Here is a 23,409-nt window from a genome sequence, read left to right as displayed (position 1 = left end):
TCCTACAGGTTTGCGCAATACCTGTAGGAGCTGCGATGCGGCGACCCGACTTGCCAGCGAATGGCTGTATCTGACACCGCGCAACACCCCCTACCAAATCACCCCCAAAGCTCCTTCGAAAGTAGCATTCAGGCGCTCATCGCCCCGTGCATTAATGGCTCTACCGGAATCACCCGGCACAAGAAGAGGAATGACCCATGTGGACTAAACCCGCGTTTACCGATCTGCGCATTGGCTTCGAAGTGACGATGTATTTCGCCAACCGTTGATTGATCACCCGGCCAGCCGCTGCGTTGGCCGGACCTGCCTTCTGGAGCATCTGCCATGCACATCCGCGTTCTCGGTTCCGCCGCTGGCGGTGGTTTCCCGCAATGGAACTGCAACTGCCGCCAGTGCGCCGGTGTGCGCAATGGCAGCCTGCGGGCCCAGCGCCGTACGCAGTCGTCGATTGCCCTGAGCGACGACGGCGTGGAGTGGGTGCTGTGCAATGCTTCACCGGACATTCGCGCGCAACTCGAGAGTTTTGCGCCCATGCAACCGGCGCGGCGCCTGCGTGACAGCGCCATCGCCGGCATCGTGCTGCTGGACAGCCAGATCGACCATTGCACCGGTTTGCTCAGCCTGCGCGAAGGCTGTCCGCATGCGGTGTGGTGCACCGAGCGCGTGCATCAGGACCTGAGCAGTGGTTTCCCGCTGTTCAACATGCTCGGACACTGGAACGGCGGATTGCACTGGCAACCGGTCGGCCTTGAGCGTCAGTCGTTCAACATCCCGGCCTGCGAGCATTTGCAGTTTCGCGCGATTCCCCTGGTGAGCAACGCACCGCCGTATTCGCCCAATCGCGGCAACCCGCAACCGGGCGACACCATAGGCCTGTTCATCGAAGACCTGCGCAACGGCGCCTCGCTGTTCTATGCCCCGGGCCTTGGCCGAATCGACGATGAAGTGCTGGGCTGGATGCAGCGTGCCGATTGCCTGCTGCTGGACGGCACCCTGTGGCGCGACGACGAGATGCGTATCTGCGAAGTCGGCCAGAGCCTGGGCAGCGAAATGGGGCACCTCCCACAAAGCGGCCCGGGCGGCATGCTTGAAGTGCTGGAGGGTTTCAACCGCCAGCGCAAGGTGCTGATCCACATCAACAACACCAATCCGATCCTCGATGAAGGCTCGGCCGAGCGGGCGCTGCTGGAGCGGCTGGGGATTGAAGTGGCTTATGACGGCATGAGTCTTGAGCTGTAGCCAAAGGCCCCATCGCGAGCAGGTCGGATCGCCGCACCGTCGCTCCCACAGGGGACACCGCCGATTCAATGTAGGAGCGAGCCTGCTCGCGATAGGGCCAGCGCGGGCACCGCAAAAACTCCCGGAGAATAAAATGACTGACACCCCCATGTCCCCCAGCGAATTCGAAGCCGCCCTGCGCGCAAAGGGCGCCTACTACCACATCCACCATCCCTTCCACCAAGCCATGTACGCCGGCCGCGCCAGCCGCGAGCAGATCCAGGGCTGGGTCGCCAATCGCTTCTACTATCAGGTCAATATCCCCCTGAAGGACGCCGCGATTCTCGCCAATTGCCCGGACCGCGACGTGCGTCGGGAATGGCTGCAACGGATTCTCGACCACGACGGCGTCCCCGGCAGCGAGGGCGGCATCGAAGCCTGGCTGCGCCTGGGCGAAGCGGTGGGGCTGGATCGCGAGCAGATCCTCTCCCAGGAACTGGTGCTGCCCGGGGTTCGTTTTGCCGTGGACGCCTACGTCAATTTCGCCCGTCGCGCCTGCTGGCAGGAAGCGGCCAGCAGTTCGCTGACCGAACTCTTTGCGCCGCAGATCCATCAATCGCGACTCGACGCCTGGCCGACCCATTACCCGTGGATCGACGTCGCCGGCTACGACTATTTCCGCACGCGCCTGAGCCAGGCGCGGCGCGATGTCGAGCATGGCTTGCGCATCACCCTGGGGCACTACGTGACGGCCCAGGGGCAACAACGCATGCTGGAGATCCTGCAATTCAAGCTCGACGTGCTGTGGAGCATGCTCGATGCCATGAGCATGGCCTACGAGCTTGCGCGTCCGCCGTATCACACGGTCACCGGCGACAACGTCTGGCACCGGGGGATTGCCCTGTGAGCCTGATCGATCGCCAGCAGTCACCGGCCTTGCGTCGCGGTTTTCGTCTGCAATGGGAGCCCCGTCAGGACTGCCATGTGCTGCTGTACCCCGAAGGCATGATCAAGCTCAACGCAAGTGCCGGTCAGATTCTCGACCTGGTGGATGGCCAGTGCAGCGTGGCGGCGATCATTGATCGATTGAGCGCGAATTTTCCCGGGGTACCCGGTATCGACGAAGACGTGCTGGCGTTTCTGGAGGTGGCCCATGCGCAATTCTGGATCGAGTGAGACGCTGCCCGGGCCACCGTTGTGGCTGCTCGCCGAGCTGACCTACCGCTGTCCGCTGCAATGCCCGTATTGCTCCAACCCGCTGGATTTTGCCCGGCATGGCGAGGAGCTGAGCACTGCCGAGTGGATTCGCGTATTTCGCGAAGCGCGGGACATGGGCGCCGCGCAACTGGGCTTTTCCGGCGGCGAGCCATTGGTGCGCCAGGACCTCGCCGAACTGATCAAGGCCGCCCGGGACATGGGCTACTACACCAACCTGATCACCTCCGGCATCGGTCTGACCGAGCAGAAGGTGCGCGACTTCAAGGTCGCCGGGCTGGACCATATCCAGATCAGCTTCCAGGCCGCCGACGAGGCGGTGAACAACATGCTCGCCGGCTCGCGCAAGGCCTTTGCGCAGAAACTCGCCATGGCCCGTGCGGTGAAAGCCCAGGGCTATCCGATGGTGCTGAACTTCGTCACCCATCGGCACAACATCGACCGGATCGCGCAGATCATCGAACTGTGCCTGGAGCTGGAAGCGGATTTCGTCGAATTGGCCACCTGTCAGTTCTATGGCTGGGCTGAACTCAATCGCGTCGGCCTGTTGCCCACCCGCGAGCAATTGCAGCGTGCCGAGCGCATCACCAACGAGTACCGCCAACGGCTTGAAACCCAGGGTCACCCGTGCAAGCTGATTTTCGTCACCCCGGACTACTACGAAGAGCGCCCCAAGACCTGCATGAACGGCTGGGCCAACCTGTTTCTCGACATCACTCCCGACGGTACAGCCTTGCCTTGCCACAGCGCCCGGCAGTTGCCGGTAGCGTTTCCCAACGTGCGCGAGCACAGCCTCTCGCACATCTGGAACGACTCGTTCGGCTTCAATCGTTTTCGCGGCGATGACTGGATGAAGGAGCCGTGTCGCTCCTGCGACGAAAAGCACAAGGACCTGGGAGGATGCCGCTGCCAGGCCTTCATGCTGACCGGCGATGCTGGCAATGCCGACCCGGTGTGCAGCAAGTCGCCCCACCACAGGGTGATCCTCAAGGCCCGCGAGGAAGCCGAGGCACCGGGGTTGGGGATGGAGCATCTGACGCTGCGTAACGAAAAGGCCTCACAGCTGATCTATCGCGGATAAGCCTGGCGACACAGATCCCCTGTGGGAGCGGGCTTGCTCGCGAAGAGGCCCTGTCAGTCAATATTGATGGTGACTGATACTCCGCTTTCGCGAGCAAGCCCGCTCCCACAGGGATCTGTGGTGAATACAGAATGTGAGTACACCCCAGACAGTGCTACCCATTGGTCTGATTGCATTCACAGCTGGATGGTTTAGTGTGGTTTCTACCTTCCAAAACAATAAAAACAGGCTTTCCAATGAGCCAGAGTCTCAACCAGCTGCGCAAGTTCGTTTCCCCTGAAATCATCTTCGGTGCCGGTAGCCGGCACAGTGTCGGCAATTACGCCAAGACCTTTGGCGCACGCAAGGTCCTGGTGGTCAGTGACCCCGGCGTGATCGCCGCCGGCTGGGTCGCCGATGTCGAAGCCAGCCTGCAGGCCCTGGGTATCGAATACTGCCTCTACAGTGATGTCTCGCCCAACCCGCGGGTCGAAGAGGTGATGCTCGGCGCCGAGCTGTACCGGGAAAACCACTGCGACGTGATCGTCGCCGTCGGTGGCGGCAGCCCGATGGACTGCGGCAAAGGCATCGGCATCGTCGTCGCCCATGGCCGCAGCATTCTCGATTTCGAGGGCGTGGACACCATCCGCGTGCCCAGCCCGCCGCTGATCCTGATTCCGACCACTGCCGGCACCTCGGCCGACGTCTCGCAATTCGTGATCATTTCCAATCAGCAGGAGCGCATGAAGTTCTCCATCGTCAGCAAGGCCGTGGTGCCGGACGTTTCGCTGATCGACCCGGAAACCACCCTGAGCATGGACCCGTTCCTGTCGGCCTGTACCGGCATCGACGCCTTGGTGCATGCCATCGAAGCCTTCGTGTCCACCGGCCACGGGCCGCTGACCGATCCCCATGCGCTGGAGGCGATGCGCCTGATCAATGGCAACCTGGTGCAAATGATCGCCAACCCGACCGACATCGCCCTGCGCGAAAAAATCATGCTGGGCAGCATGCAGGCCGGGCTGGCGTTTTCCAACGCCATCCTGGGCGCGGTGCATGCCATGTCCCACAGCCTCGGCGGCTTTCTCGACCTGCCCCACGGCCTGTGCAACGCGGTGCTCGTCGAGCACGTGGTGGCCTTCAATTACAACTCGGCGCCGGAGCGCTTCAAGGTGATCGCCGAGACCTTCGGCATCGACTGCCGAGGCCTGAATCACCGGCAGATCTGTGGGCGCCTGGTCGAACACCTGATCGCCCTCAAGCACGCCATCGGCTTTCACGAAACCCTCGGTTTGCATGGCGTGCGGACCTCGGACATTCCGTTCCTGTCGCAGCATGCGATGCACGATCCATGCATCCTGACCAACCCGCGCGAATCCAGCCAGCGTGATGTCGAGGTCGTCTATGGCGAAGCCCTCTGACGAGCAACAACGAGCCCTGGCCGGGCTGCTGGGGCTGGGCAGCCATTCGGCGCGCAAGAGTCATTACCCGGAACTGGCCGCGCGCCTGGATGATCTGGAAGCCGAGCGTAACCGCTACAAGTGGCTGTTCGAAAACGCGGTGCACGGGATCTTCCAGGTCAGCCTGCACGATGGCATGCGCGCCGCCAACCCGGCGCTGGCACGTATGCTCGGCTACCAGGACCCGCAGGAGGTGCTGTTCTCCCTGACGGACCTGGCCAGCACCCTGTTTGTCGACGGCGCGCAGGAGCTGGAAAACATCGGCGAAATCCTCAGGCACCAGCGCAGCCTGCACGGCTATGAAACCCGCTTGCGGCGCAAGGACGGCAGTCATCTGGATGTATTGATGAACCTGTTGCTCAAGCCCGGCCAGGAAGGGCTGGTGGAAGGGTTCGTTTCCGATATCACCGAGCGCAAACTGGCCCAGCAACGCCTGCAGCAACTCAATGACGAACTGGAGTTGCGCGTCGTCGCGCGCACCAATGAATTGCTCGAAGCCAACCGTAACCTTCAGCAGCAGATCACCCAGCGTAAACAGATCGCCCGGGCCTTGCGCGACGCCCGCGATGCCGCCGAGGCCGCCAATCACAGTAAGGACAAATACCTCGCCGCCGCCAGCCACGACCTGCTGCAACCGCTGAACGCCGCGCGGTTGCTGATTTCGACCCTGCGCGAACGCCAATTGCCGGAAGCCGAACAACTGCTGGTGGAACGTACTCACCAGGCCCTGGAAGGGGCCGAAGACCTGCTGACGGATTTGCTCGACATTTCCCGGCTCGATCAGGCCGCGGTCAAGCCGGACATCGCCCCGTACCGCCTCGACGAACTGCTCGGGCCGCTGGTCTCGGAGTTTCAGTCCGTCGCGCAGGCGGCCGGCTTGAACCTTCGGGTGCGCATGGCCGATTACGCCATCAGCACCGACTTGCGGCTGATGACGCGGATCCTGCGCAATTTCCTCAGCAACGCCTGCCGCTACACCGACGAAGGCAGCATACTGCTGGGGGCAAGGCGTCGGGGCGAGATGTTGCGCCTGGAGGTCTGGGACACCGGGCGTGGCATCGCCGCGGACCGGCTCGATTCGATCTTCCTCGAGTTCAACCAGCTGGACGTCGGCCGCGCCGCCGACCGCAAGGGCGTGGGCCTGGGGCTGGCGATTGTCGAGCGCATCGCCAAGATCCTTGGCTATAAAATCGGCGTGTACTCGTTGCCGGGGCGGGGTTCGATGTTCAGCATCGAGGTGCCGATATCCGACGAGGTTCCATTGCCCGTGAGCCAGGCGGTGCCACAACCGGGCACCGGCAACCCGCTGCCGGGCCGCCGTTTACTGGTGCTCGACAACGAAGTGAGCATTCTCGAAAGCATGAGCGCGTTGCTTGGGCAGTGGGGCTGCGACGTGCTGACCGCCACCGATGAAGCGGCTGCGCTGGCGGCGCTACGAGGGCAGGCGCCGGAACTGATTCTCGCGGACTATCATCTCGATCACGGGGTGGTCGGCTGTGATGTGGTGCGACATTTGCGCGAGCATTTCCACCAGGACATTCCCGCGGTGATCATTACAGCCGACCGCACCGACCATTGTCGGCGTGCGTTGCAGCGGCTCAACGCACCCTTGCTGAACAAACCGGTGAAGCCCGGCAAGTTGCGCGCGGTGTTGAGTCAACTGTTGGCGGCGCCAGCCTGAAGCGGCCGATACTGCAGGGTAAAGCACAGTTCGGTGGATTGGCCCTGTTCCAGCAAACGCAAGCCTGGCCGACCGGGCAGGTGGTGCGCGTTGACCGGGTGGCTCACCGGTTCGATACAGAAAAACCCCTGACCCACCGGGCAGTAGAGCAAATAGTAATCACTGCCTGTGGCCTGGCAGTCGAGTTCATAGCCGAGGTCGGGTTGATGGATCAGGCAGTGGCCGTCCCATTCACAGAAACCGTTGTCCACCAGCGCTTCGGGCAATGACTTGAGTTGCTGAAAATCCCACTCGAGCGGCAATGCGCTGAGTTCTGTCGGCAGTTTTGCCCCGTCGCACAACCACACGTGCCGGGCCGGTGCCTGTAGTCGGGTGTTCGCTGTCCGCGGCAGGTACGGGTGCAGCCCCAAACCATGCCACGCCGCGTTTTCAGCCTGGTGCGTGACGTGCATTTCGATGCTCAGCTTGCCCGCGTGCAAATGGAAGCGTTGCCGGGAGCGCCAGGCGAAGGGTGTTGTGCTGTCCAGTTGCAGGATTACTTCATTTTCAGATCGGGAAATCACCTGCCACGGCTGCTGCCAGGCGCTGCCGTGAATCGGCAGGGGATCGGTGAGGCTGTTGGGCGTCAGTGCCAGCCAGCCGTCGGGGCAATCGAAACCACCTTCGGCAATGCGATTGGACCAGGGGATCAAGGGAAAGCAGCCAAGCTTGCCGGGCAGGCCGGTGTTCAGGGTATGCGCATCGGCGCGGCGCAACAAGGGTTGGCCAGAGCTGCGCGCGGTCCAGTTGACGATGCTGCCGCCGAGTTCCGGGGCGAGGGTGAGATGGGTGAATTCGTCTTCGAGTTCGATCAGTGTCAGCGACATAGTGACCTGCTACTTGATTTTTGAGGTTTATCCCTCGCCACAGAAGCTCCCTCATCATTCAATCGTTGAAAAGGGGTTCGGGTAAACCTGTTACGCCGGGGTTGAGGGCGAACACGCCACCGGCCAGTGATTGCGGGTCATGGTCGTCGCCGGGGCGGATCGAGGTCACGAACAGCGTGTCCAGTCGAGGGCCACCGAAGGCGCACATGGTGGGTTTTTTGACCGGTATGGCGAGGGAGCGGTCAAGTCGGCCGTCGGGGGTAAAACGGTGGATCAACCCGGCATCGTTGGCGCAAATCCAGTAGCAGCCATCGGCGTCGACCGCCGCGCCATCGGGACGCCCACAGTACTGATTCATGTCGACGAACACGCGTCGATTCGAAGGCGTACCGGTGTCGATGTCGTAGTCGAAGGCCCAGATCTGCTGGACCTGGGGATGGGAGTCGGACAGGTACATCGTGCGTCCGTCCGGGCTGAAGCCCAGGCCGTTGGGCACGATGAAACCGCTCAGTCGGGCGTCGAGCGGCTCGCGCTGCCCGGCGCTGTAGCGATACAACCTACCCTCGGCGGCGTTGGCGCCCATGTTCAGCACCATGCTGCCGGCCCAGAAGCGTCCCTGACGATCGCAAAGGCCGTCGTTCAAACGCATGTCGGTGCGGGCATGGTCGACGCGGGCCAGCCGTTCACTGTCGAGGCTGCCGTCGTTGCGCGGATGCAGGTGGAAGAACCCGCTTTCCATGCCGGCGACCCAGCCTCCGTCACGATGACGGGCGATGCAAGCGAGCATCTCCGGGGTTTTCCAGGCATCCACCTGCCCGGTTTCGGCACTCCAGCGCTGTAAACCGCCAGCGGGAATATCGACCCAGTACAGCGCGTTTTCCTCAGGCACCCAGACCGGGCTTTCACCGACGGCGTTGCGGGCGTCGACAATCAATTCGGCTTGCATGGCAACTCATTCCCTTGGTTTTTGTCGTGGGGATCAAGTGAGCGGCGCGGGCTCAGTCGCCGAACGGACCGGCTGCGCAGAAGGCGCCACCCTGATAGAGCCGCGGCGGGTCGTCGGCGGCTGGCATCGGCTGGGCTTCGATTTTTTCGCGGAACACTTCGGAACTGTCCTGCGGGGCAAAACCCAGGGCCGTGGCATAACGGTTGTCCCACCAGATGTCCTTGTTGTCGGACATGCCGTAGACCACGGTGTGGCCGACATTCGGCGTGTACAAGGCGCGTTCGAGCAGTCGGGTCAGGTCGCCGAAGCTCAGCCAGGTGCTCATCATCCGGCGGTTATGCGGTTCCGGGAACGAGGAGCCGATGCGCACGCTGACGGTCTCGATGCCATAGCGGTCGAAGTAGAAGGTGGCCATGTCTTCGCCGTAGGACTTGGACAGGCCGTAGTAGCTGTCCGGGCGGCGAGGGGAGTGGGCGTCGATCACTTCGTCCTGCTTGTAGAAGCCGATCACATGGTTGGAGCTGGCGAAGATCACCCGCTTCACGCCGTGGCGGCGCGCCGCTTCGTAGATGTGGAACACGCCGCAGATGTTGGCGCCGAGGATCTCTTCGAACGAGCGCTCGGTCGACACGCCGCCGAAGTGCAGGATCGCGTCCACGCCTTCGACCAGTTGATGCACCGCCTGCTTGTCGGCGAGGTCACAGGGCATCACTTCTTCGCGGTCATCGATAGCCGGCGCGATATCGGCGATATCCGACAGGCGAATCACATTGGCGTAGGGGCGCAGGCTTTCGCGCAGGATTTTCCCGAGGCCACCGGCGGCGCCGGTCAGCAGCAGGCGATTGAAAGGGGGGCGGGCGGTTGCTGTGGTCGTCATGGGAATCCTGGACACGCGGTTGTTGTTATTGGTTTGTTGTAGGTTGTCGTATGACTGTGCTGGAGTATCCTTAGGGTTTCCGGCACTTGTCAACGCGACATTGGTGGAAATTGACGGAGGGTCATCGCAATGCTCGATCTCTGTAGGAGCTGGCAAGCCAGCTCCTACAGGGGGTGTGTTGAACCTTGCGGGTTACAACAACGAAATCGGATAACTGATGAACACCCGGTTCTCATCGAACTCGTTGGTGCTGAAGCTCTTGCGAATGCTCGCATTACGCCATTTCACGTTGAGGTTTTTCAGCGGGCCGCTCTGCACCGTGTAGGCCAGTTCGGATTCGCGGCCCCATTCCTTGCCGTCGGTGATGGCGCCGGTGTGCACATTGTCGCCACTGATGTAGCGATTCATCAGGGTCAGGCCCGGAACGCCCAGGGCGACGAAGTTGTAGTCGTGGCGCACTTGCCAGGATTTCTCCCGGGCGTTGTCGTAGCTGGAGTTGTAGCTGTCGTTGGCCAGGGTGCCGCCGCTGGTGCCGTTGACCCGCATCCAGACGTTGTCACCGGTGAGTTTTTGCAGGCCGACGTAGAAGGTATTGCCGCCATATCTGGCCGAGAGCAGGGCGAACGCAGTCTTGTTGTCGAGGTCACCGGCCTTGGCACTGCCGTCTTCCTTGCCGATGAAGTAGCCCAGGTTGGCGCCCAGGGTCCAGTCGCCAACGGGCTGGCTGTGCGTCAGGTTGAAGTATTGCTGCTGGTAAATGTCACTGAGTTCCGAGTACCAGACGCCGACCTGCGTGCGCTTTTCATTGAACGCATATTCACCGCCGCCGAAATTGAAACGGTCCGAGGTAAACGCCGCTTTGCCGTTCATGAACATGTCTTCCATGCTCGCGTCGTTACGCGGGCTGTTTTTCTGGAATTGACCGCCGTACAGCGTCAGGCCGCTTATTTCGCTGGAGGTCACCTGAGCGCCCTGGAAGGTCTGCGGCAGCGAGCGGCCATCGTCGGAGCGCAGGATCGGCAGCACTGGCATCCATTCGCCGACCTTCAATTCGGTTTTCGAGACCTTGCCTTTGAGCGCCACGCCGAGCCGGCCGAAATTGTCGGCGGGGCGGCCGTCGTCGTGGATCGGCAACAACTGTGTGCCACCGGTGCCTTTGCCGCCATCGAGCTTCTGCGAGTACAGGCCCAGTACATCGACACCGAAGCCCACGGTGCCCTGGGTGAACCCGGACCGGGCGTCGAGAATGAAGTTTTGCGTCCACTCTTCAGCCTTGCCCTGGGGATAGGCCGGGTTGGTGTAGTTGCGATTGATGTAGGCGTTGCGCAGGTTCAGCGTGGCCTTGGCGTCGTCAGTGAAACCTTCGGCCTGGCAGGTGATGGGCAGGACGAGGGCCAGGCCGCTGCAGCCGATCAGGCTCAGGGTATGACGACGGGTAAAGTCTGGACGCGAAGAACGGGCGGAGGAATTGCGGACGAGCTTGCTCACTGTGACGCTCCATTGTTTCTTGTTGTTTTTATCGTTGTCATATGTCGTCGTACAACGTTGGCGGCGATATTTGCGGGATTTTCGAGGGTTGTCAATCGGAAGTTATACGATGACTTGCGAGGGTAGGGACTGAGGGATGGCACTTTGTGGGAGCGAGCCTGCTACAGGAGATTGATTGATGCCATCCAGCATTTTTTGAACAAAGCCGATCTGTAGGAGCTGGCTTGCCAGCGAAGGCGTCATCACGGCCACCACCGCTTCGCCGGCAAGCCGGCTCCTACAGGAGATGAGGTTATTAGTTGGAAATCATGGGGGGCAGGGTGCCTAGCAGCGAGACCGCCGCCACTGCGCCGAGCCCCAGCATCCACTCCAGCATCACGCTGGCGCGCAAGGTTGGCAGACGCTGCTCGCAATCATTGATCCGCAAGCGATTGAACAACGCCAGGCCCAGCATCGAGGCCACCAACAATGCCTTGATCGACAGGATCAAGGCGAAACCGCTGAACAGCGGAGTCGGCCAGAATGCCCCGGTGAGTACCCGCACATTGATCAGCCCGGTGATCAGCAACCCGGCGACCAGGCCGTAACCGACGCCGCTGAAGCGCTGCAACATCACGCGGATCGAATGCCCATCGGGTTGACGCAAGATCATCACCAGCAGCATCAAGCCGCCGAGCCAGGCACCCACGCAGAACAAGTGAATGAGTTGATTGAGGATCAGCAAATGCCCGGCGGTGCCATCGAGCATGGCGCCGTGACCGACCGGGGCCAGCGTGGCCACCAGCAAGCCGCTGAGGATCAGGCGCAGCGCAAGGCTGGCGCGTAGTGGGGTCAGCAGCGACGCCAGTAGCAGCAGGTTGATCAGCAAATGCCAGCGCCAGACCTGGCCGAAAAAGGTGTTGCCCAGCACCAGGCCCAGGGTCGACGGATCGAAGGCCGCGTCCCACGCCCCGGCCATGCTCGCGGTAATCAGCAGCAACCAGCAGACCCCGCTGGCCAGCGCCACCACGGCCAGCCACCGGCAGGTCCGTGCCAGTCGCTGATCCAGTGCCGTTTCGCCATTTGCAAGCAAGGGCCTGAACACCCAGCCCCCGAACAGCATCAACACCACGATGAAATGCAGGAAGCGGCACAGCACCAGCGCGCTCGCCATGAATTACTGGCCAACCTTGAAGGCGTAGGCACCTTCGCTTTTGTGGGTGTCGACCGACACTGCGTGCCATTCGACTTTGTAGGCCCCGGCGGCCAACGGCGCAGCCGGGGTGACGATCAGGGTCTTTTTATCGCTGCCTTCGGTGGTCAGCGCTTTGATCGCTACCGGTGCGCCATCCCGGGTCAGCATGACTTTGGTGAAACTGGCCTCGATACCCTCGGAGAACTCCAGGCGCAATTGCGCTGGCGCGGCCACGGTGCTGTCGGCGGCCGGTGTCTGGCTTTTCAGGTGGGCGTGGGCAAACACCGAAGAAGCGGCGAGCAGGGAGCCGAGCAGGGCAGTGACGGTCAGGGTTTTCTTGAGCAGCATCGTGGGGACCTCAGGCAGTTTCCAAGTGCGCAGAGTTTAGCTTTACGACAGCGGTTGTACGAAGTTTCGTTTTCCCCTGTCGCCGCGGTCCAGAGCGGATGCTAGTCTTGCCCAACGTTGTTGTCGGGGATCCGCATGGGCAATCACAAGATCGAGATTCGTCGCAGTAACGTCGAAAAAATCCTGCTGGGGGCGGAAAAGGTCTTCGCTGAAAAGGGCTTCGGCAGCACCGCCATGGCCGACATCGCCGCCGAGGTGCAACTGCCGCGTTCCAACCTGCACTACTACTTCAGCACCAAGACCGAACTGTACAGCGCCGTGCTGTTCGACTTGCTGGAAGTCTGGAAGCAGGACGCGCTGTGCTTCGAGATGTTCGATGACCCACGCGTGGTACTCAGCAGCTACATCCGCGCCAAGATGAACCATTCCCGCAGCCGGCCATATGGTTCGAAAGTCTGGGCCAATGAAATCATCCACGGCGCGCCGACCCTCGGCGCAGCGCTGGACGCGAGCCTGTACGACTGGGCCAAGATGAAGGAAGCGAAAATCCGCCAGTGGGTGGACGACAAACGCATCCTGCCGGTGGAACCCTCGAGCCTGCTGTACATGATCTGGGCCTCGACCCAGCACTATGCCGACTTCGATCACCAGGTGAATATTCTCAACGATCATCAGCCGCTGTCGGACATGCAGTTCGAAAAAGCAGTGCAGACGGTGACCAGTGTGATTTTGCGGGGGATTGGGTTGGAGCCTTAGACCGACAGGATTTGCATTGTCCGAAAAGATCGCAGCCTCGTTTCACTCGACAGCTCCTACAAGGGAACGCGCAATCCTGTAGGAGCTGTCGAGTGAAACGAGGCTGCGATCTTTTGATCTTCAGCGATCAAACGGCAACGTGATACGGATTCCTCGGATCATGATTCCAGTCCAGGAACGGCTTGCCCGTCTCCACCGGCACCATCTCGATGCAGTCCTGCACCGGGCAGGTGATCTGGCACAGGTTGCAGCCCACGCACTCCTCATCGATCACTTGATACTTGTGAGTGCCGTCCGCTTGCTTGAGGCTGGCCACGGCCTGGTGCGATGTGTCCTCACAAGCGATATGGCAACGACCACAGCCAATACACGCCTCCTGATCGATTTTCGCGATCACCTGATAGTTGATGTCCAGGTACTTCCAGTCCGTGGTGTTGCCCACCGCGCGGCCGGAAAATTCCGAGATGCTGGCGTAGCCCTGACTGTCCATCCAGCGCGACAATCCGTCCTTCATGTCCTCGACAATCCGGAAACCGTGCAACATCGCCGCGGTGCACACCTGCACTGAGCCGCTGCCCAGGGCGATGAATTCCGCGGCGTCGCGCCAGTTGCCGATGCCGCCGATGCCGCTGATTGGCAGGCCCTGGGTCTGCGGGTCGCGGGCGATTTCGGCGACCATGTTCAAGGCAATCGGCTTGACGGCCGAACCACAATAACCGCCATGGGTGCTTTGGCTGCCGACCATGGGGTTGGCGACCATGCGTTCGAGGTTGACGCTGGTGATCGAGTTGATGGTATTGATCAACGACACCGCATCGGCACCGCCTCGATGGGCGGCGCGGGCGGCGACGCGGATGTCGGTGATGTTCGGCGTGAGCTTGACGATCACCGGCAGCGAGCAATACGTCTTGCACCAGCGGGTGACCTGTTCCACGTATTCCGGCACCTGGCCGACTGCAGCGCCCATGCCACGTTCCGGCATGCCGTGGGGGCAGCCGAAGTTCAGTTCGATGCCGTCGGCACCGGTGGCTTCCACCAGCGGCAGGATGTTTTTCCAGGATTCTTCTACGCAGGGCACCATCAACGACACAATCAGCGCGCGGTCCGGCCAATCCTTTTTGACCTGGGTGATTTCCCGCAGGTTGATCTCCAGAGAGCGGTCGGTGATCAGCTCGATGTTGTTAAAACCGAGTACTTCCCGGTTAGCCCCGAAGTGCGCCGAGTAGCGCGACGACACGTTCACCGCCGCCGGGTCTTCCCCCAGGGTTTTCCAGACCACGCCGCCCCAGCCGGCCTCGAAGGCGCGGACCACATTGTAGGCTTTGTCGGTGGGGGGCGCGGAGGCCAGCCAGAAGGGATTGGGTGCTTTGATGCCGGCGAAGACAATCGACAGATCGGCCATTTACGCAGCCTCCACATTGAGCATCAGTTGAGCATTGATTGCCTCGGCGGCGCGCTTGCCATGCTGCACGGCTTGCACGGTAAGGTCTTGGTCGAGGCTGGTGCAGTCGCCGCCGGCATACACGCCGGGGATGCTGGTGCGCAGGTTTTCATCGACTTCGATGCGCTCGCCCTGGCGTTTGAGCTCACGGGCCAGCGGATCGCTGAGGGCGCTGCCGTCGAAGGCCTGGCCGATGGCCTTGAAGATCGCATCGGCGGCCAGTTCGAAGGTTTCACCAGTGGTTTGCAGGCGACCTTCCACCAGATGGGTTCGGGCGAAACGCATGCCGCGCACGCGGCCCTGGTCATCGAGCAGCACTTCTTCGGGTTGTGCCCAGGTCATCAGCCGCACCTGATTGGCCTTGGCAATGTCCTGTTCGTGATGGGTGGCACCCATGTCCTCGACGCCACGGCGGTACACCAGATTCACATCGTGGGCGCCGAGGCGGGCCATTTGCACCGCCATGTCGATGGCGGTGTTGCCTGCGCCGAGGACAATGCAGTGGTCGGCCAGGGGCAGTTGGCTCAGGTCATCGGCCTGGCGCAGTTCGCGGATGTAGTCGGTGGCGGCGAGCAGGCCGGGCGCGTCTTCGTGGGCCAGGCCCAGCTGTTTGCTGGCGTTGAGCCCGAGGCCGAGGAACACCGCATCGAACTGTTGGTGCAGTTCGCTGAGGGTCAGGTTCTCTCCGAGTTTCTGCCCGTGGCGGATTTCGATCCCGCCAATCTGCAACAGGAACTCAAGCTCCTTTTGCGCGTAGTCATCCACCAGCTTGTATTTGGCGATCCCGTATTCGTTGAGGCCGCCAGCTTTTTCCCGCGCCTCGAAGATCACCACGTCATGACCGTGCATGGCACTGCGGTGAGCACAAGACAACCCGGCCGGACCGGCACCCACCACGGCGATGCGTTTGCCGGTGGCGGCAGCGCGCTGGAAGGGGTGCGTGCTGAAGTGCGCATTGTCCACGGCATAGCGCTGCAACAGGCCGATCATGACCGGCGCACATTCGTGAGCGTTGTTGCGCACGCAGGCTTGCTGGCAAAGAATTTCCGTCGGGCAAACCCGGGCGCAACTGCCGCCGAGGATGTTGGCCGAGAGGATTTTCTGCGCGGCACCTTGCACGTTGTCCTGCGCAATGTTGCGAATGAACGAGGGAATGTCGATTTCGCTCGGACAGGCATTGACGCAGGGCGCGTCGTAGCAATACAGGCAGCGCGAGGCTTCCAGGTGCGCCTGACGCTCGTTGAGCGGCGGCGCCAGATCGGTGAAATGGCCGGCGAGGGCGGCCGCATTCTCAACGGGATGCGGGAGGTGGTCCAGGGTCTTGATCACGGTATTGGCCTCACGGTTATTTGAGGTGCTGCCTCTGATGGGCATTGTTTTTTTGGTGTTTGTGACGACGCCTTCGCTGGCAAGCCAGCTCCTACAGGTTGGAATACATTTCCCTTGTAGGAGCTGGCTTGCCAGCGAAAGGCCGAAGGCCGCTCTCAGCGTTTCACGGCAACAGGCTTGTGCAGCTCAGCCCGCTTGCTCAGCAAATCAAACACCGCCGGGTACGCCGGCCGTTCGATGTAGCGCCCGGCACCGCGTTCGGCCCGCAGGTCGCCGTCGGCCCAGACCACGCGGCCCTGGCTGATGGTGTGGCTGGGCACGCCGCGCACGGTCTTGCCTTCGAAGATGTTGAAGTCCACCTGCTGATGGTGGGTCGTGGCGGAAATGGTCCGTATGCCTTGCGGGTCCCACAGCACCAGGTCGGCATCGGCACCGACGCGGATTGCGCCTTTGCGTGGGTAGAGGTTGAAGATCTTCGCCGTGTTGGTGGACGTCAGCGCGACGAATTGCTGCATCGAAAAGCGTCCGCTGTTCACGCCGTCATCCCACAACACCGCCATGCGGTCTTCGATGCCGGCGGTGCCGTTGGGGATCTTGCTGAAGTCGTCGCGGCCGGCGGCTTTTTGCTCGGCGCAGAAGCAGCAGTGGTCGGTGGCGGTGGTGTGCAGGTTGCCCGATTGCAGGCCATGCCAGAGCGCCTCTTGATGGCCGCGAGGGCGGAACGGCGGGCTCATCACGTAACCGGCGGCGGTTTGCCAGTCCGGATCGCGGTAGACGCTGTCGTCCAGCAGCAGGTGCCCGGCCAGTACTTCCCCGTAGACCGGCTGGCCCTTGCCCCGAGCGTAGGTGATTTCGTCCAGCGCTTCCTTGGTCGAGACGTGGACCAGGTACAGAGGCGTGCCCAGGGTTTCGGCGATGCGGATCGCCCGGCTCGCGGCTTCGCCTTCAACCTGGGAAGGGCGCGACAGGGGATGCGCTTCCGGCCCGGTGATGCCCTGGGCCATCAGTTTGCGTTGCAGGTGATACACCAGTTCACCGTTTTCCGCGTGAACGGTCGGCACCGCGCCCAGTTCCAGGCAGCGTTCGAAACTCGCCACCAGGGTGTCATCGGCGGCCATGATCGCGTTCTTGTAGGCCATGAAATGCTTGAAGCTGTTGACGCCGTGCTGGCTGACCAACTCGGCCATTTCCTCGCGGACCTGCTCGCTCCACCAGGTAATGGCGACGTGAAAGCCGTAGTCCGACGCCGACTTCTCGGCCCAGCCGCGCCACTGATGGAAGGCTTCGAGCAAGGATTGCTGCGGATTGGGAATCACGAAATCGATGATCGAGGTGGTGCCGCCAGCCAGTCCCGCCGCCGTGCCACTGTAAAAGTCCTCGCTGGCCACAGTGCCCATGAAAGGCAGTTGCATGTGGGTGTGCGGGTCGATGCCGCCGGGCATCAGATACTGGCCGCTGCCGTCGAGCACTTCGGCGCCTGCAGGTATATCGAGATTTTCGCCGATGGCCTTGATCACGCCGTCTGCGCAATACACATCGGCGCGATAACTTTCATCATGGGTAATAACGGTGGCGCCACGGATCAACAGAGACATTCCGAGTTCCTCGCAGGCAATGACCGGCTTATGCCGGTTCTAGATGTTTTATTCAAAACAGCCCGCACAGAACTAATCCTGTCAACGCTGTCAGGATTAAACGCTAGCTGCACTTATCAGAATCGGCAAGAATATTTTTTATAAGCTTATGCTATTATTAACTAATTGATATTTAACGATTAAATACAAGAATCACCAAAATGGTGAGACCGCTCACCATTTTGACGCACTTGACAGGATCGAAAAATAGTCAAGATTTCCTATGTGAAATCAGCTGTTTGAGTATGGTCTATGGTTGATGCGCAGCCATTGAAAAAAAGATCAACGCACCAGTTTGAGTCCTGACTGTCCGGACAACTTGCCTGGCATTTGGCCTGAGTGGCCTGACAAATAGTCGAGTCAGCGAATAAAACTGATAAACATCAGTTGGTTGCAATGTGTTTATGGAACTGCCCGATGCGTAATCGGGGCACACGGCACGTTTATTGATGCCGCCAGCCCCTGATGAGCAACAATAATCAAAAGAACAGTGGAGCGGCCATGCAACAGATAAGATCGCAAGTGACCGAGCGCGACGGCTTGTTCGAGCTCGAAGCCGGCAGCGATGTCCTCGACAGTCCCCGTTACAACCACGACATTGCACCGACCAAGGTGCGCGAACGCACCTGGAACAAATGGCACATCACCGCGTTGTGGGTCGGCATGGCGATCTGCGTGCCGACCTACACCCTCGGTGGCGTGCTGACCGCGTATTTTGGCCTGACCGTCGGCGAAGCGCTGCTGGCGATTCTGTTCGCCAATATCATCGTATTGATTCCCCTGACGCTTAACGCCTTTCCCGGCACCAAGTACGGCATTCCCTTTCCGGTGTTGTTGCGTTCGTCCTTCGGTGTGCTCGGTTCCAACATTCCGTGCCTGATCCGCGCTCTGGTGGCGTGTGGCTGGTTCGGCATCCAGACCATGTTCGGCGGGCTGGCGATACACCTGTTCCTCGGTTCGGTGTTCGAGGGCTGGAAATCCCTGGGCGGCACCGGCGAAGTCATCGGCTTCATGGTGTTCTGGGCGCTGAATCTGTGGGTGGTGATTCGCGGCGCCGAGTCGATCAAATGGCTGGAAACCCTGTCGGCGCCGCTGCTGGTGCTGGTGGGCGTCGGCCTGCTGGTCTGGGCCATGCCCAACGTGTCGATGAGCGAATTGCTGGCAATTCCGGCCAAGCGTCCCGAAGGTGCCGGCGTGGCCAGCTACTTCGCCGCCGGGCTGACGGCGATGGTCGGCTTCTGGGCCACTCTGTCACTGAACATTCCGGACTTCAGTCGCTACGCAAAAAGCCAGAAGGACCAGATTGTCGGGCAGATCATCGGTTTGCCGCTGACCATGTTCCTGTTCGCGTCCCTCGGCGTGGTGATGACCGCGGCCTCGGTGAAACTGGTGGGGGTGACGGTGTCCGATCCGGTGACCCTGATCGGTCATATCCAGAGCCCGGTGTGGGTCGCACTGGCGATGGCACTGATCATCATTGCCACGCTGTCGACCAATACCGCAGCGAATATCGTGTCGCCGACCAATGACTTCCAGAACATCGCGCCCAAGGCGATCAACCGTACCAAGGCAGTATTGCTCACCGGGTTTGTCGGGTTGGCATTGATGGCCCATGAACTGCTGAAAAAACTGGGCCTGATTGTCTCGGACGTCAGTCTCGAAACCGTCTATTCCAACTGGTTGCTTGGCTATTCCAGCCTGCTGGGACCAATTGCCGGGATCATGGTGGTGGACTATTTCCTGATCAAGAAACAGCAACTCGACCTTGCCGGCCTGTACCGCGATGACGTGTATCCGGCGTGGAACTGGTGCGGTTTCATGGCCTTTGGCGTGCCGGTGGTGTTGACGTTGCTGTCCCTGGGCAGCGATGCGTTCAGCTGGTTCTACAGCTATGGCTGGTTCACCGGCTCGGCCCTCGGAGGGGTGATTTATTACGGGTTGAGTGTGATGCGGCCCAGCCCGTCTGTCGCGAAATCTGCGGTGTAGCGAATGGCCCCTTCGCTGGCAAGCCAGCTCCTACATTGCAAACGCATTCCCCTGTAGGAGCTGGCTTGCCAGCGAAGACGATCTCAAATCCACCGAAGAACTGCCTGAAGAAATACATAAGAACAGCCTGAGGAGATCATCATGAACGCAGCCGTAGACGTTCTGCAGTCCAGCCATCAGCACATCAACCGCGACCGCCTGTGGCAATCGCTCATGGAACTGGCCAGGCTCGGCGCCACGGTCAAGGGCGGCGTGTGTCGCCTGGCCCTGACCGACCTCGACCGCCAGGCCCGGGACATCTTCGTCAAGTGGTGTATCGATGCCGGCTGCACCGTCAGCATCGACGCCGTCGGCAATATCTTCGCCCGTCGCCCCGGGCGCAACCCCGACCTGCCGCCGGTGATGACCGGCAGCCACATCGACACCCAGCCCACCGGCGGCAAGTTCGATGGTTGCTTCGGTGTATTGGCCGGCGTCGAAGTGCTGCGCACCCTAAACGACCTGAACATCGAAACCGAAGCGCCGCTGGAAGTGGTGGTCTGGACCAACGAGGAAGGCTCGCGCTTCGCCCCGTGCATGATGGGTTCCGGCGTGTTCGCGGAAAAATTCACCCTCGAGGAAACCCTGGCCAAGGTCGATGCCGATGGCGTGACCGTGGGTGAAGCGCTGAATGCCATTGGCTACGCTGGCCCGCGTAAAGTCAGTGGCCACAAAGTCGGCGCTTATTTCGAAGCCCACATCGAGCAAGGCCCGATCCTTGAAGACGAACGCAAGACCATAGGCGTGGTCATGGGCGCCCTCGGGCAGAAATGGTTCGACCTGAAACTGCGCGGCGTCGAAGCCCATGCCGGCCCGACTCCGATGCACCTGCGCAAGGACGCCCTGGTCGGTGCCGCGATGATCGTCGGAGCGCTCAATCGCGCCGCCCTCAGCCATCAACCCCATGCCTGCGGCACCGTCGGTTGCCTGCAGGCCTATCCCGGCTCGCGCAATGTCATCCCCGGCGAAGTGCGCATGACCCTGGACTTCCGGCACCTGGAACCGGCGCGCCTGGACTCGATGATCGACGAAGTGCGCGAAGTCATCGAAACCACCTGCGACGAACACGGCCTGACCTTCGAGCTCACGCCAACGGCCGACTTCCCGCCGCTGTACTTCGACAAAGGCTGCGTTGAAGCCGTGCGCGGCGCCGCCCAAGACTTGGGCCTTTCGCACATGGACATCGTCAGCGGCGCCGGGCACGACGCGATCTTTCTCGCCGAACTCGGCCCGGCCGGGATGATCTTCGTGCCGTGCGAAGGCGGCATTAGTCATAACGAAATCGAAAACGCCGCGCCGGACGATCTGGCGGCGGGGTGTGCTGTGTTGTTGCGAGCGATGCTGGCGGCTTCGGCGGCGGTGGCGAAGGGCGAGTTGACTGCCTGAGCCTAAAAAGATCGCAGCCTTCGGCAGCTCCTACAGAGAATTGTGTACCCCGTAGGAGCTGCCGAAGGCTGCGATCTTTTGATCTTGATCTTCAAACCCAAATGGCATCCCACAGCGAGTAATCGCCAATGCGCTTCACCAACCCCGCACGCAACGGATTCATGACGATGTAGCGGGCAGCGTCCTTGATGTCTTCTTCCCGGCGCAAAGCACGGTCGTAGTAACCACGCTGCCACAGACGGCCCATATCACCACGCACAAGATTGATCGAGCGGCTGCTTCTGGATTTGATTCGGAACATCAGCTCGGCCAACGTGCCGTGCTTCAATTCCATCAACCAATGCAGATGATCCGGCATGACAACCCAGGCCATGGAGGTCACTAGCGATGCTTCATCGGCACAACGTAGTTGATCGACCAGAAGCCGTCCAATCCGCCAATCTGCGAACACCGGCTCTCGTCGATGGGCGACAGCGGTCAGTAGATAAATACGACCTGATTCCGAAAATCGAGCGTTGCGCAGGCGACATCCATTTGCAGCGACAGGCATTCCTTGCCCTCCTTGAAATGTATTGACAGATGAACGTTAGCCGTTAGCGTGGACGCCATGGTTGAAAGCATTTGCGAAATATTTCAAATACGCCAAAAAAATCGCGTGCTTACGCGGCCCGAACCTTCGGCAGCTCCTACATCTGCACGATCATGAACGCCCGCGGTCGTAATCTTCACAGGCCGGCGCATGACTGCGCCGCCGCACGCGGGGAGATCCTATGAGCCAGGACGTCCTGACCACTGAAACCAATCGCCGTCAGTTGCAGCAAATCATCGCCGGCCTGTCCGACGGGGTGATTCTGCTGGACCCCGACCAGAGCATCCTGTGGGCCAACGAGGCGGCGCTGGCTATGCACGGTGTCTCGCAAGTCAGCGAACTGGGTGCCAACGCCGAGGCGTATGCCAAACGCTTCGCCTTGCGCCATCGCAACAATCATGGGGTGCCAGCCGACAGCTATCCGATCAACCGGGTGGCCCGTGGCGAGACGTTCAGCGATGTGCTGGTGGAGGTGACCTCGGCGGCGGACGAAGAGCGTACCTGGGTCCATCGCGTGCGCGGCCTGGTATTGACCGACAGCCATGGCGAGCCGGAATCGCTGGTATTGATCATGGACGATGTAACCGACCGGGTCAGCGCCGAGCAACGTTTCGCTTGCGCGTTTCGCCTGTCCCCGGTGCCGATTCTATTGTGCTACGCGGCTGATCAACGGGTGCTGGACGTCAACGAAGCGTTCCTCGATACCCTCGGTTATCCCCGTGAGGAAGTGCTTGGGATCAGCATTGCGCAGATCGATTTCATCGACGACAAAAACGCGCGCATCTGGCTGTTCGCCGCGCTGGAGAAATCCGGCAGCCTGGACCGCATCGATGTGCGCGTGCGCAGAAAAGACGCCGGGCTGATCGATTGCACCGTGTCGGCGGACACTGTGAACATTCAAGACAACCCCTGCTATCTGCTGGTGCTGGTGGACATCACCGAGCGCAGGCGCACCGAGCTGGAACTGGTGTCGGCCATCGAGGAAGCGATGAAGGACGCCTCATGGTTCAGCCGCACGCTGATCGAAAAACTGGCCAAGGTGAAGAACGTCAATTCACCGAAGTTGCCCAGCGTGTCCTTCACCGACCTGACTGCCCGTGAGCGCGAAGTGCTGGGCCTGATATGCGAAGGCCGGGCCGACAAGGAAATCGCCGCGCGCCTGAAACTCGCGCCGAATACAGTGCGTAACCATGTGGCGGCGGTGTATTCCAAACTCAATGTGCACAGCCGCAATGAAGCGATTGTCTGGGCGCGGGAGCGGGGACTGTTCTCCAGCGAATGGCGGCCCAAGGGGCAACGGTAAGGTGCAAATGCCACCGGCCGGGCCATAAGTGATTCGCGGATATTTATTTTTGTGACAGGCGTGTGGATTTTACACGCCGGTTCTGTTGTCACAAAAATGTGTCGATCACTTATCGCGGGTCAACCGATGAAAACTCTTGGGAAACGCGTTATCTCACCTTTGTCGCTGGCATTGTGCGTGGCGATTCTCGGCGGCTGTGCCAGTCCGCCACCCCCTCCAACAGTCACTCCACCACCTCCTGAACGTACCTGCCAGGCCATGGATAAAACCGATGTCCTCGGTGATGTACGGGGCGAAGACGGGGAGGTGACCCGAGTCACCACCACGACTCGCTGCGTGACGCAGTAAACCCCAGCGCGGCCTTCAGTCGGCCCGTGTTGAGGAAATCGAAGGCGCGAACCGCGCGATGCGCGGATGCTGCCGCCGCTCGTGCGTGCCGTCGTGTTGGTCATTGCGAGTGCTGTCGGTGCAGTTCGGCTGGCAGTTGCCGAAAGCCATCGGTCTTTTGAAGCGCTTCTTTATCGCAAATGGTTCTAGAGAAACTGTCAACTCTGACAGTTTCTGGCGTACCGATTTTTCCTGATAGTTGAATGACCATCCCTGATCATTCACT

At 61.0% G+C, this 23,409-nt stretch carries 22 protein-coding genes; 11 read left to right on the top strand and 11 right to left on the bottom strand.

What is annotated here, in order from left to right:
- Positions 1–197 precede the first annotated feature (197 nt).
- The 7 genes from pqqA to AC1DWG_RS25715 all read left to right on the top strand — a co-directional run bounded on the left by pqqA (position 198) and on the right by AC1DWG_RS25715 (position 6,634).
- Positions 198–269: a pyrroloquinoline quinone precursor peptide PqqA gene (gene pqqA, locus AC1DWG_RS25745; protein ID WP_003253598.1), complete on the top strand. Its 72-nt coding sequence runs from the start codon at positions 198–200 to the stop codon at positions 267–269.
- A gap of 55 nt (positions 270–324) precedes the next feature.
- The gene (pqqB, locus tag AC1DWG_RS25740) at positions 325–1,239 is read left to right on the top strand and encodes a pyrroloquinoline quinone biosynthesis protein PqqB (protein ID WP_477788516.1); all 915 of its coding nucleotides are present in this window, start codon (positions 325–327) and stop codon (positions 1,237–1,239) included.
- 133 nt (positions 1,240–1,372) lie between these two features.
- Positions 1,373–2,125: a pyrroloquinoline-quinone synthase PqqC gene (pqqC, locus tag AC1DWG_RS25735; protein ID WP_477788515.1), complete on the top strand. Its 753-nt coding sequence runs from the start codon at positions 1,373–1,375 to the stop codon at positions 2,123–2,125.
- Positions 2,122–2,394: a pyrroloquinoline quinone biosynthesis peptide chaperone PqqD gene (gene pqqD, locus AC1DWG_RS25730; RefSeq protein ID WP_477762327.1), complete on the top strand. Its 273-nt coding sequence runs from the start codon at positions 2,122–2,124 to the stop codon at positions 2,392–2,394. Before pqqC ends, pqqD begins: the two co-directional genes overlap by 4 nt.
- On the top strand, positions 2,372–3,514 hold the full coding sequence (gene pqqE, locus AC1DWG_RS25725; RefSeq protein ID WP_477788514.1) for a pyrroloquinoline quinone biosynthesis protein PqqE: 1,143 nt from the start codon (positions 2,372–2,374) through the stop codon (positions 3,512–3,514). The genes pqqD and pqqE overlap by 23 nt, the downstream gene beginning before the upstream one ends.
- A 236-nt stretch (positions 3,515–3,750) precedes the next feature.
- Positions 3,751–4,914 carry an alcohol dehydrogenase-like regulatory protein ErcA gene (gene ercA / locus AC1DWG_RS25720; RefSeq protein ID WP_116261192.1) on the top strand — a complete coding sequence of 388 codons (1,164 nt, stop codon included), beginning with the start codon at positions 3,751–3,753 and terminating at the stop codon, positions 4,912–4,914.
- Positions 4,898–6,634: a PAS domain-containing hybrid sensor histidine kinase/response regulator gene (locus tag AC1DWG_RS25715; RefSeq protein ID WP_477788513.1), complete on the top strand. Its 1,737-nt coding sequence runs from the start codon at positions 4,898–4,900 to the stop codon at positions 6,632–6,634. The genes ercA and AC1DWG_RS25715 overlap by 17 nt, the downstream gene beginning before the upstream one ends.
- Here AC1DWG_RS25715 and AC1DWG_RS25710 read toward each other — a convergent pair.
- From AC1DWG_RS25710 to copC, 6 genes are all read right to left on the bottom strand, one after another.
- Positions 6,610–7,500, bottom strand: coding sequence for an aldose 1-epimerase (locus tag AC1DWG_RS25710; protein ID WP_477788512.1), 891 nt, complete (start codon positions 7,498–7,500; stop codon positions 6,610–6,612). The genes AC1DWG_RS25715 and AC1DWG_RS25710 overlap by 25 nt on opposite strands.
- 58 nt (positions 7,501–7,558) lie before the next feature.
- Positions 7,559–8,446: an SMP-30/gluconolactonase/LRE family protein gene (locus tag AC1DWG_RS25705; protein ID WP_477788511.1), complete on the bottom strand. Its 888-nt coding sequence runs from the start codon at positions 8,444–8,446 to the stop codon at positions 7,559–7,561.
- Positions 8,447–8,498: 52 nt separating this feature from the next.
- Complete coding sequence (locus AC1DWG_RS25700) at positions 8,499–9,323, bottom strand: NAD-dependent epimerase/dehydratase family protein (RefSeq protein ID WP_477788510.1); 825 nt, start codon at positions 9,321–9,323, stop codon at positions 8,499–8,501.
- Positions 9,324–9,515: 192 nt separating this feature from the next.
- A complete protein-coding gene (locus AC1DWG_RS25695; RefSeq protein ID WP_477788509.1) occupies positions 9,516–10,811 on the bottom strand; it encodes an OprD family porin in 1,296 nt (431 codons plus the stop codon).
- Positions 10,812–11,106: 295 nt separating this feature from the next.
- Positions 11,107–11,964, bottom strand: a complete 858-nt coding sequence (gene copD / locus AC1DWG_RS25690; protein WP_477762321.1) for a copper homeostasis membrane protein CopD — start codon at positions 11,962–11,964, stop codon at positions 11,107–11,109.
- 3 nt (positions 11,965–11,967) lie between these two features.
- Positions 11,968–12,333 (bottom strand): copper homeostasis periplasmic binding protein CopC, encoded by a 366-nt coding sequence (gene copC, locus AC1DWG_RS25685; protein WP_477762320.1) that lies wholly within the window; start codon positions 12,331–12,333, stop codon positions 11,968–11,970.
- A 135-nt stretch (positions 12,334–12,468) separates the two neighbouring features.
- On the opposite strand from copC, the gene AC1DWG_RS25680 reads away from it, so the two are divergent.
- On the top strand, positions 12,469–13,089 hold the full coding sequence (locus AC1DWG_RS25680) for a TetR/AcrR family transcriptional regulator (protein ID WP_008017494.1): 621 nt from the start codon (positions 12,469–12,471) through the stop codon (positions 13,087–13,089).
- Positions 13,090–13,216: 127 nt separating this feature from the next.
- Here the strand turns inward: AC1DWG_RS25680 and preA are convergent, their stop codons facing one another.
- From preA to hydA, 3 genes are all read right to left on the bottom strand, one after another.
- Positions 13,217–14,491: an NAD-dependent dihydropyrimidine dehydrogenase subunit PreA gene (preA, locus tag AC1DWG_RS25675; RefSeq protein WP_477762319.1), complete on the bottom strand. Its 1,275-nt coding sequence runs from the start codon at positions 14,489–14,491 to the stop codon at positions 13,217–13,219.
- The gene (locus AC1DWG_RS25670) at positions 14,492–15,859 is read right to left on the bottom strand and encodes an NAD(P)-dependent oxidoreductase (RefSeq protein WP_477788508.1); all 1,368 of its coding nucleotides are present in this window, start codon (positions 15,857–15,859) and stop codon (positions 14,492–14,494) included.
- A gap of 155 nt (positions 15,860–16,014) precedes the next feature.
- Positions 16,015–17,454, bottom strand: a complete 1,440-nt coding sequence (hydA, locus tag AC1DWG_RS25665) for a dihydropyrimidinase (protein WP_477788507.1) — start codon at positions 17,452–17,454, stop codon at positions 16,015–16,017.
- 540 nt (positions 17,455–17,994) lie between these two features.
- Here hydA and AC1DWG_RS25660 point away from each other — a divergent pair.
- Both AC1DWG_RS25660 and AC1DWG_RS25655 read left to right on the top strand, forming a co-directional pair.
- A complete protein-coding gene (locus tag AC1DWG_RS25660; protein ID WP_477788506.1) occupies positions 17,995–19,479 on the top strand; it encodes an NCS1 family nucleobase:cation symporter-1 in 1,485 nt (494 codons plus the stop codon).
- Positions 19,480–19,620: 141 nt separating this feature from the next.
- On the top strand, positions 19,621–20,904 hold the full coding sequence (locus tag AC1DWG_RS25655) for a Zn-dependent hydrolase (protein ID WP_477788505.1): 1,284 nt from the start codon (positions 19,621–19,623) through the stop codon (positions 20,902–20,904).
- Between the two features lie 91 nt (positions 20,905–20,995).
- Here AC1DWG_RS25655 and AC1DWG_RS25650 read toward each other — a convergent pair whose 3' ends face one another.
- Positions 20,996–21,454 carry an REP-associated tyrosine transposase gene (locus AC1DWG_RS25650; RefSeq protein ID WP_477762315.1) on the bottom strand — a complete coding sequence of 153 codons (459 nt, stop codon included), beginning with the start codon at positions 21,452–21,454 and terminating at the stop codon, positions 20,996–20,998.
- Between the two features lie 220 nt (positions 21,455–21,674).
- Here AC1DWG_RS25650 and AC1DWG_RS25645 point away from each other — a divergent pair, with 220 nt between their 5' ends.
- Positions 21,675–22,796, top strand: a complete 1,122-nt coding sequence (locus tag AC1DWG_RS25645) for a helix-turn-helix transcriptional regulator (RefSeq protein WP_477788504.1) — start codon at positions 21,675–21,677, stop codon at positions 22,794–22,796.
- A 363-nt stretch (positions 22,797–23,159) separates the two neighbouring features.
- Here the strand turns inward: AC1DWG_RS25645 and AC1DWG_RS25640 are convergent, their stop codons facing one another.
- The gene (locus AC1DWG_RS25640) at positions 23,160–23,408 is read right to left on the bottom strand and encodes a hypothetical protein (RefSeq protein ID WP_477762313.1); all 249 of its coding nucleotides are present in this window, start codon (positions 23,406–23,408) and stop codon (positions 23,160–23,162) included.
- Between the last annotated feature and the right edge of the window lies 1 nt (position 23,409).

It is taken from the genome of Pseudomonas sp. P4_B3, from assembly GCF_056402295.1.
This window is presented reverse-complemented; position numbering and strand designations above follow the sequence as displayed.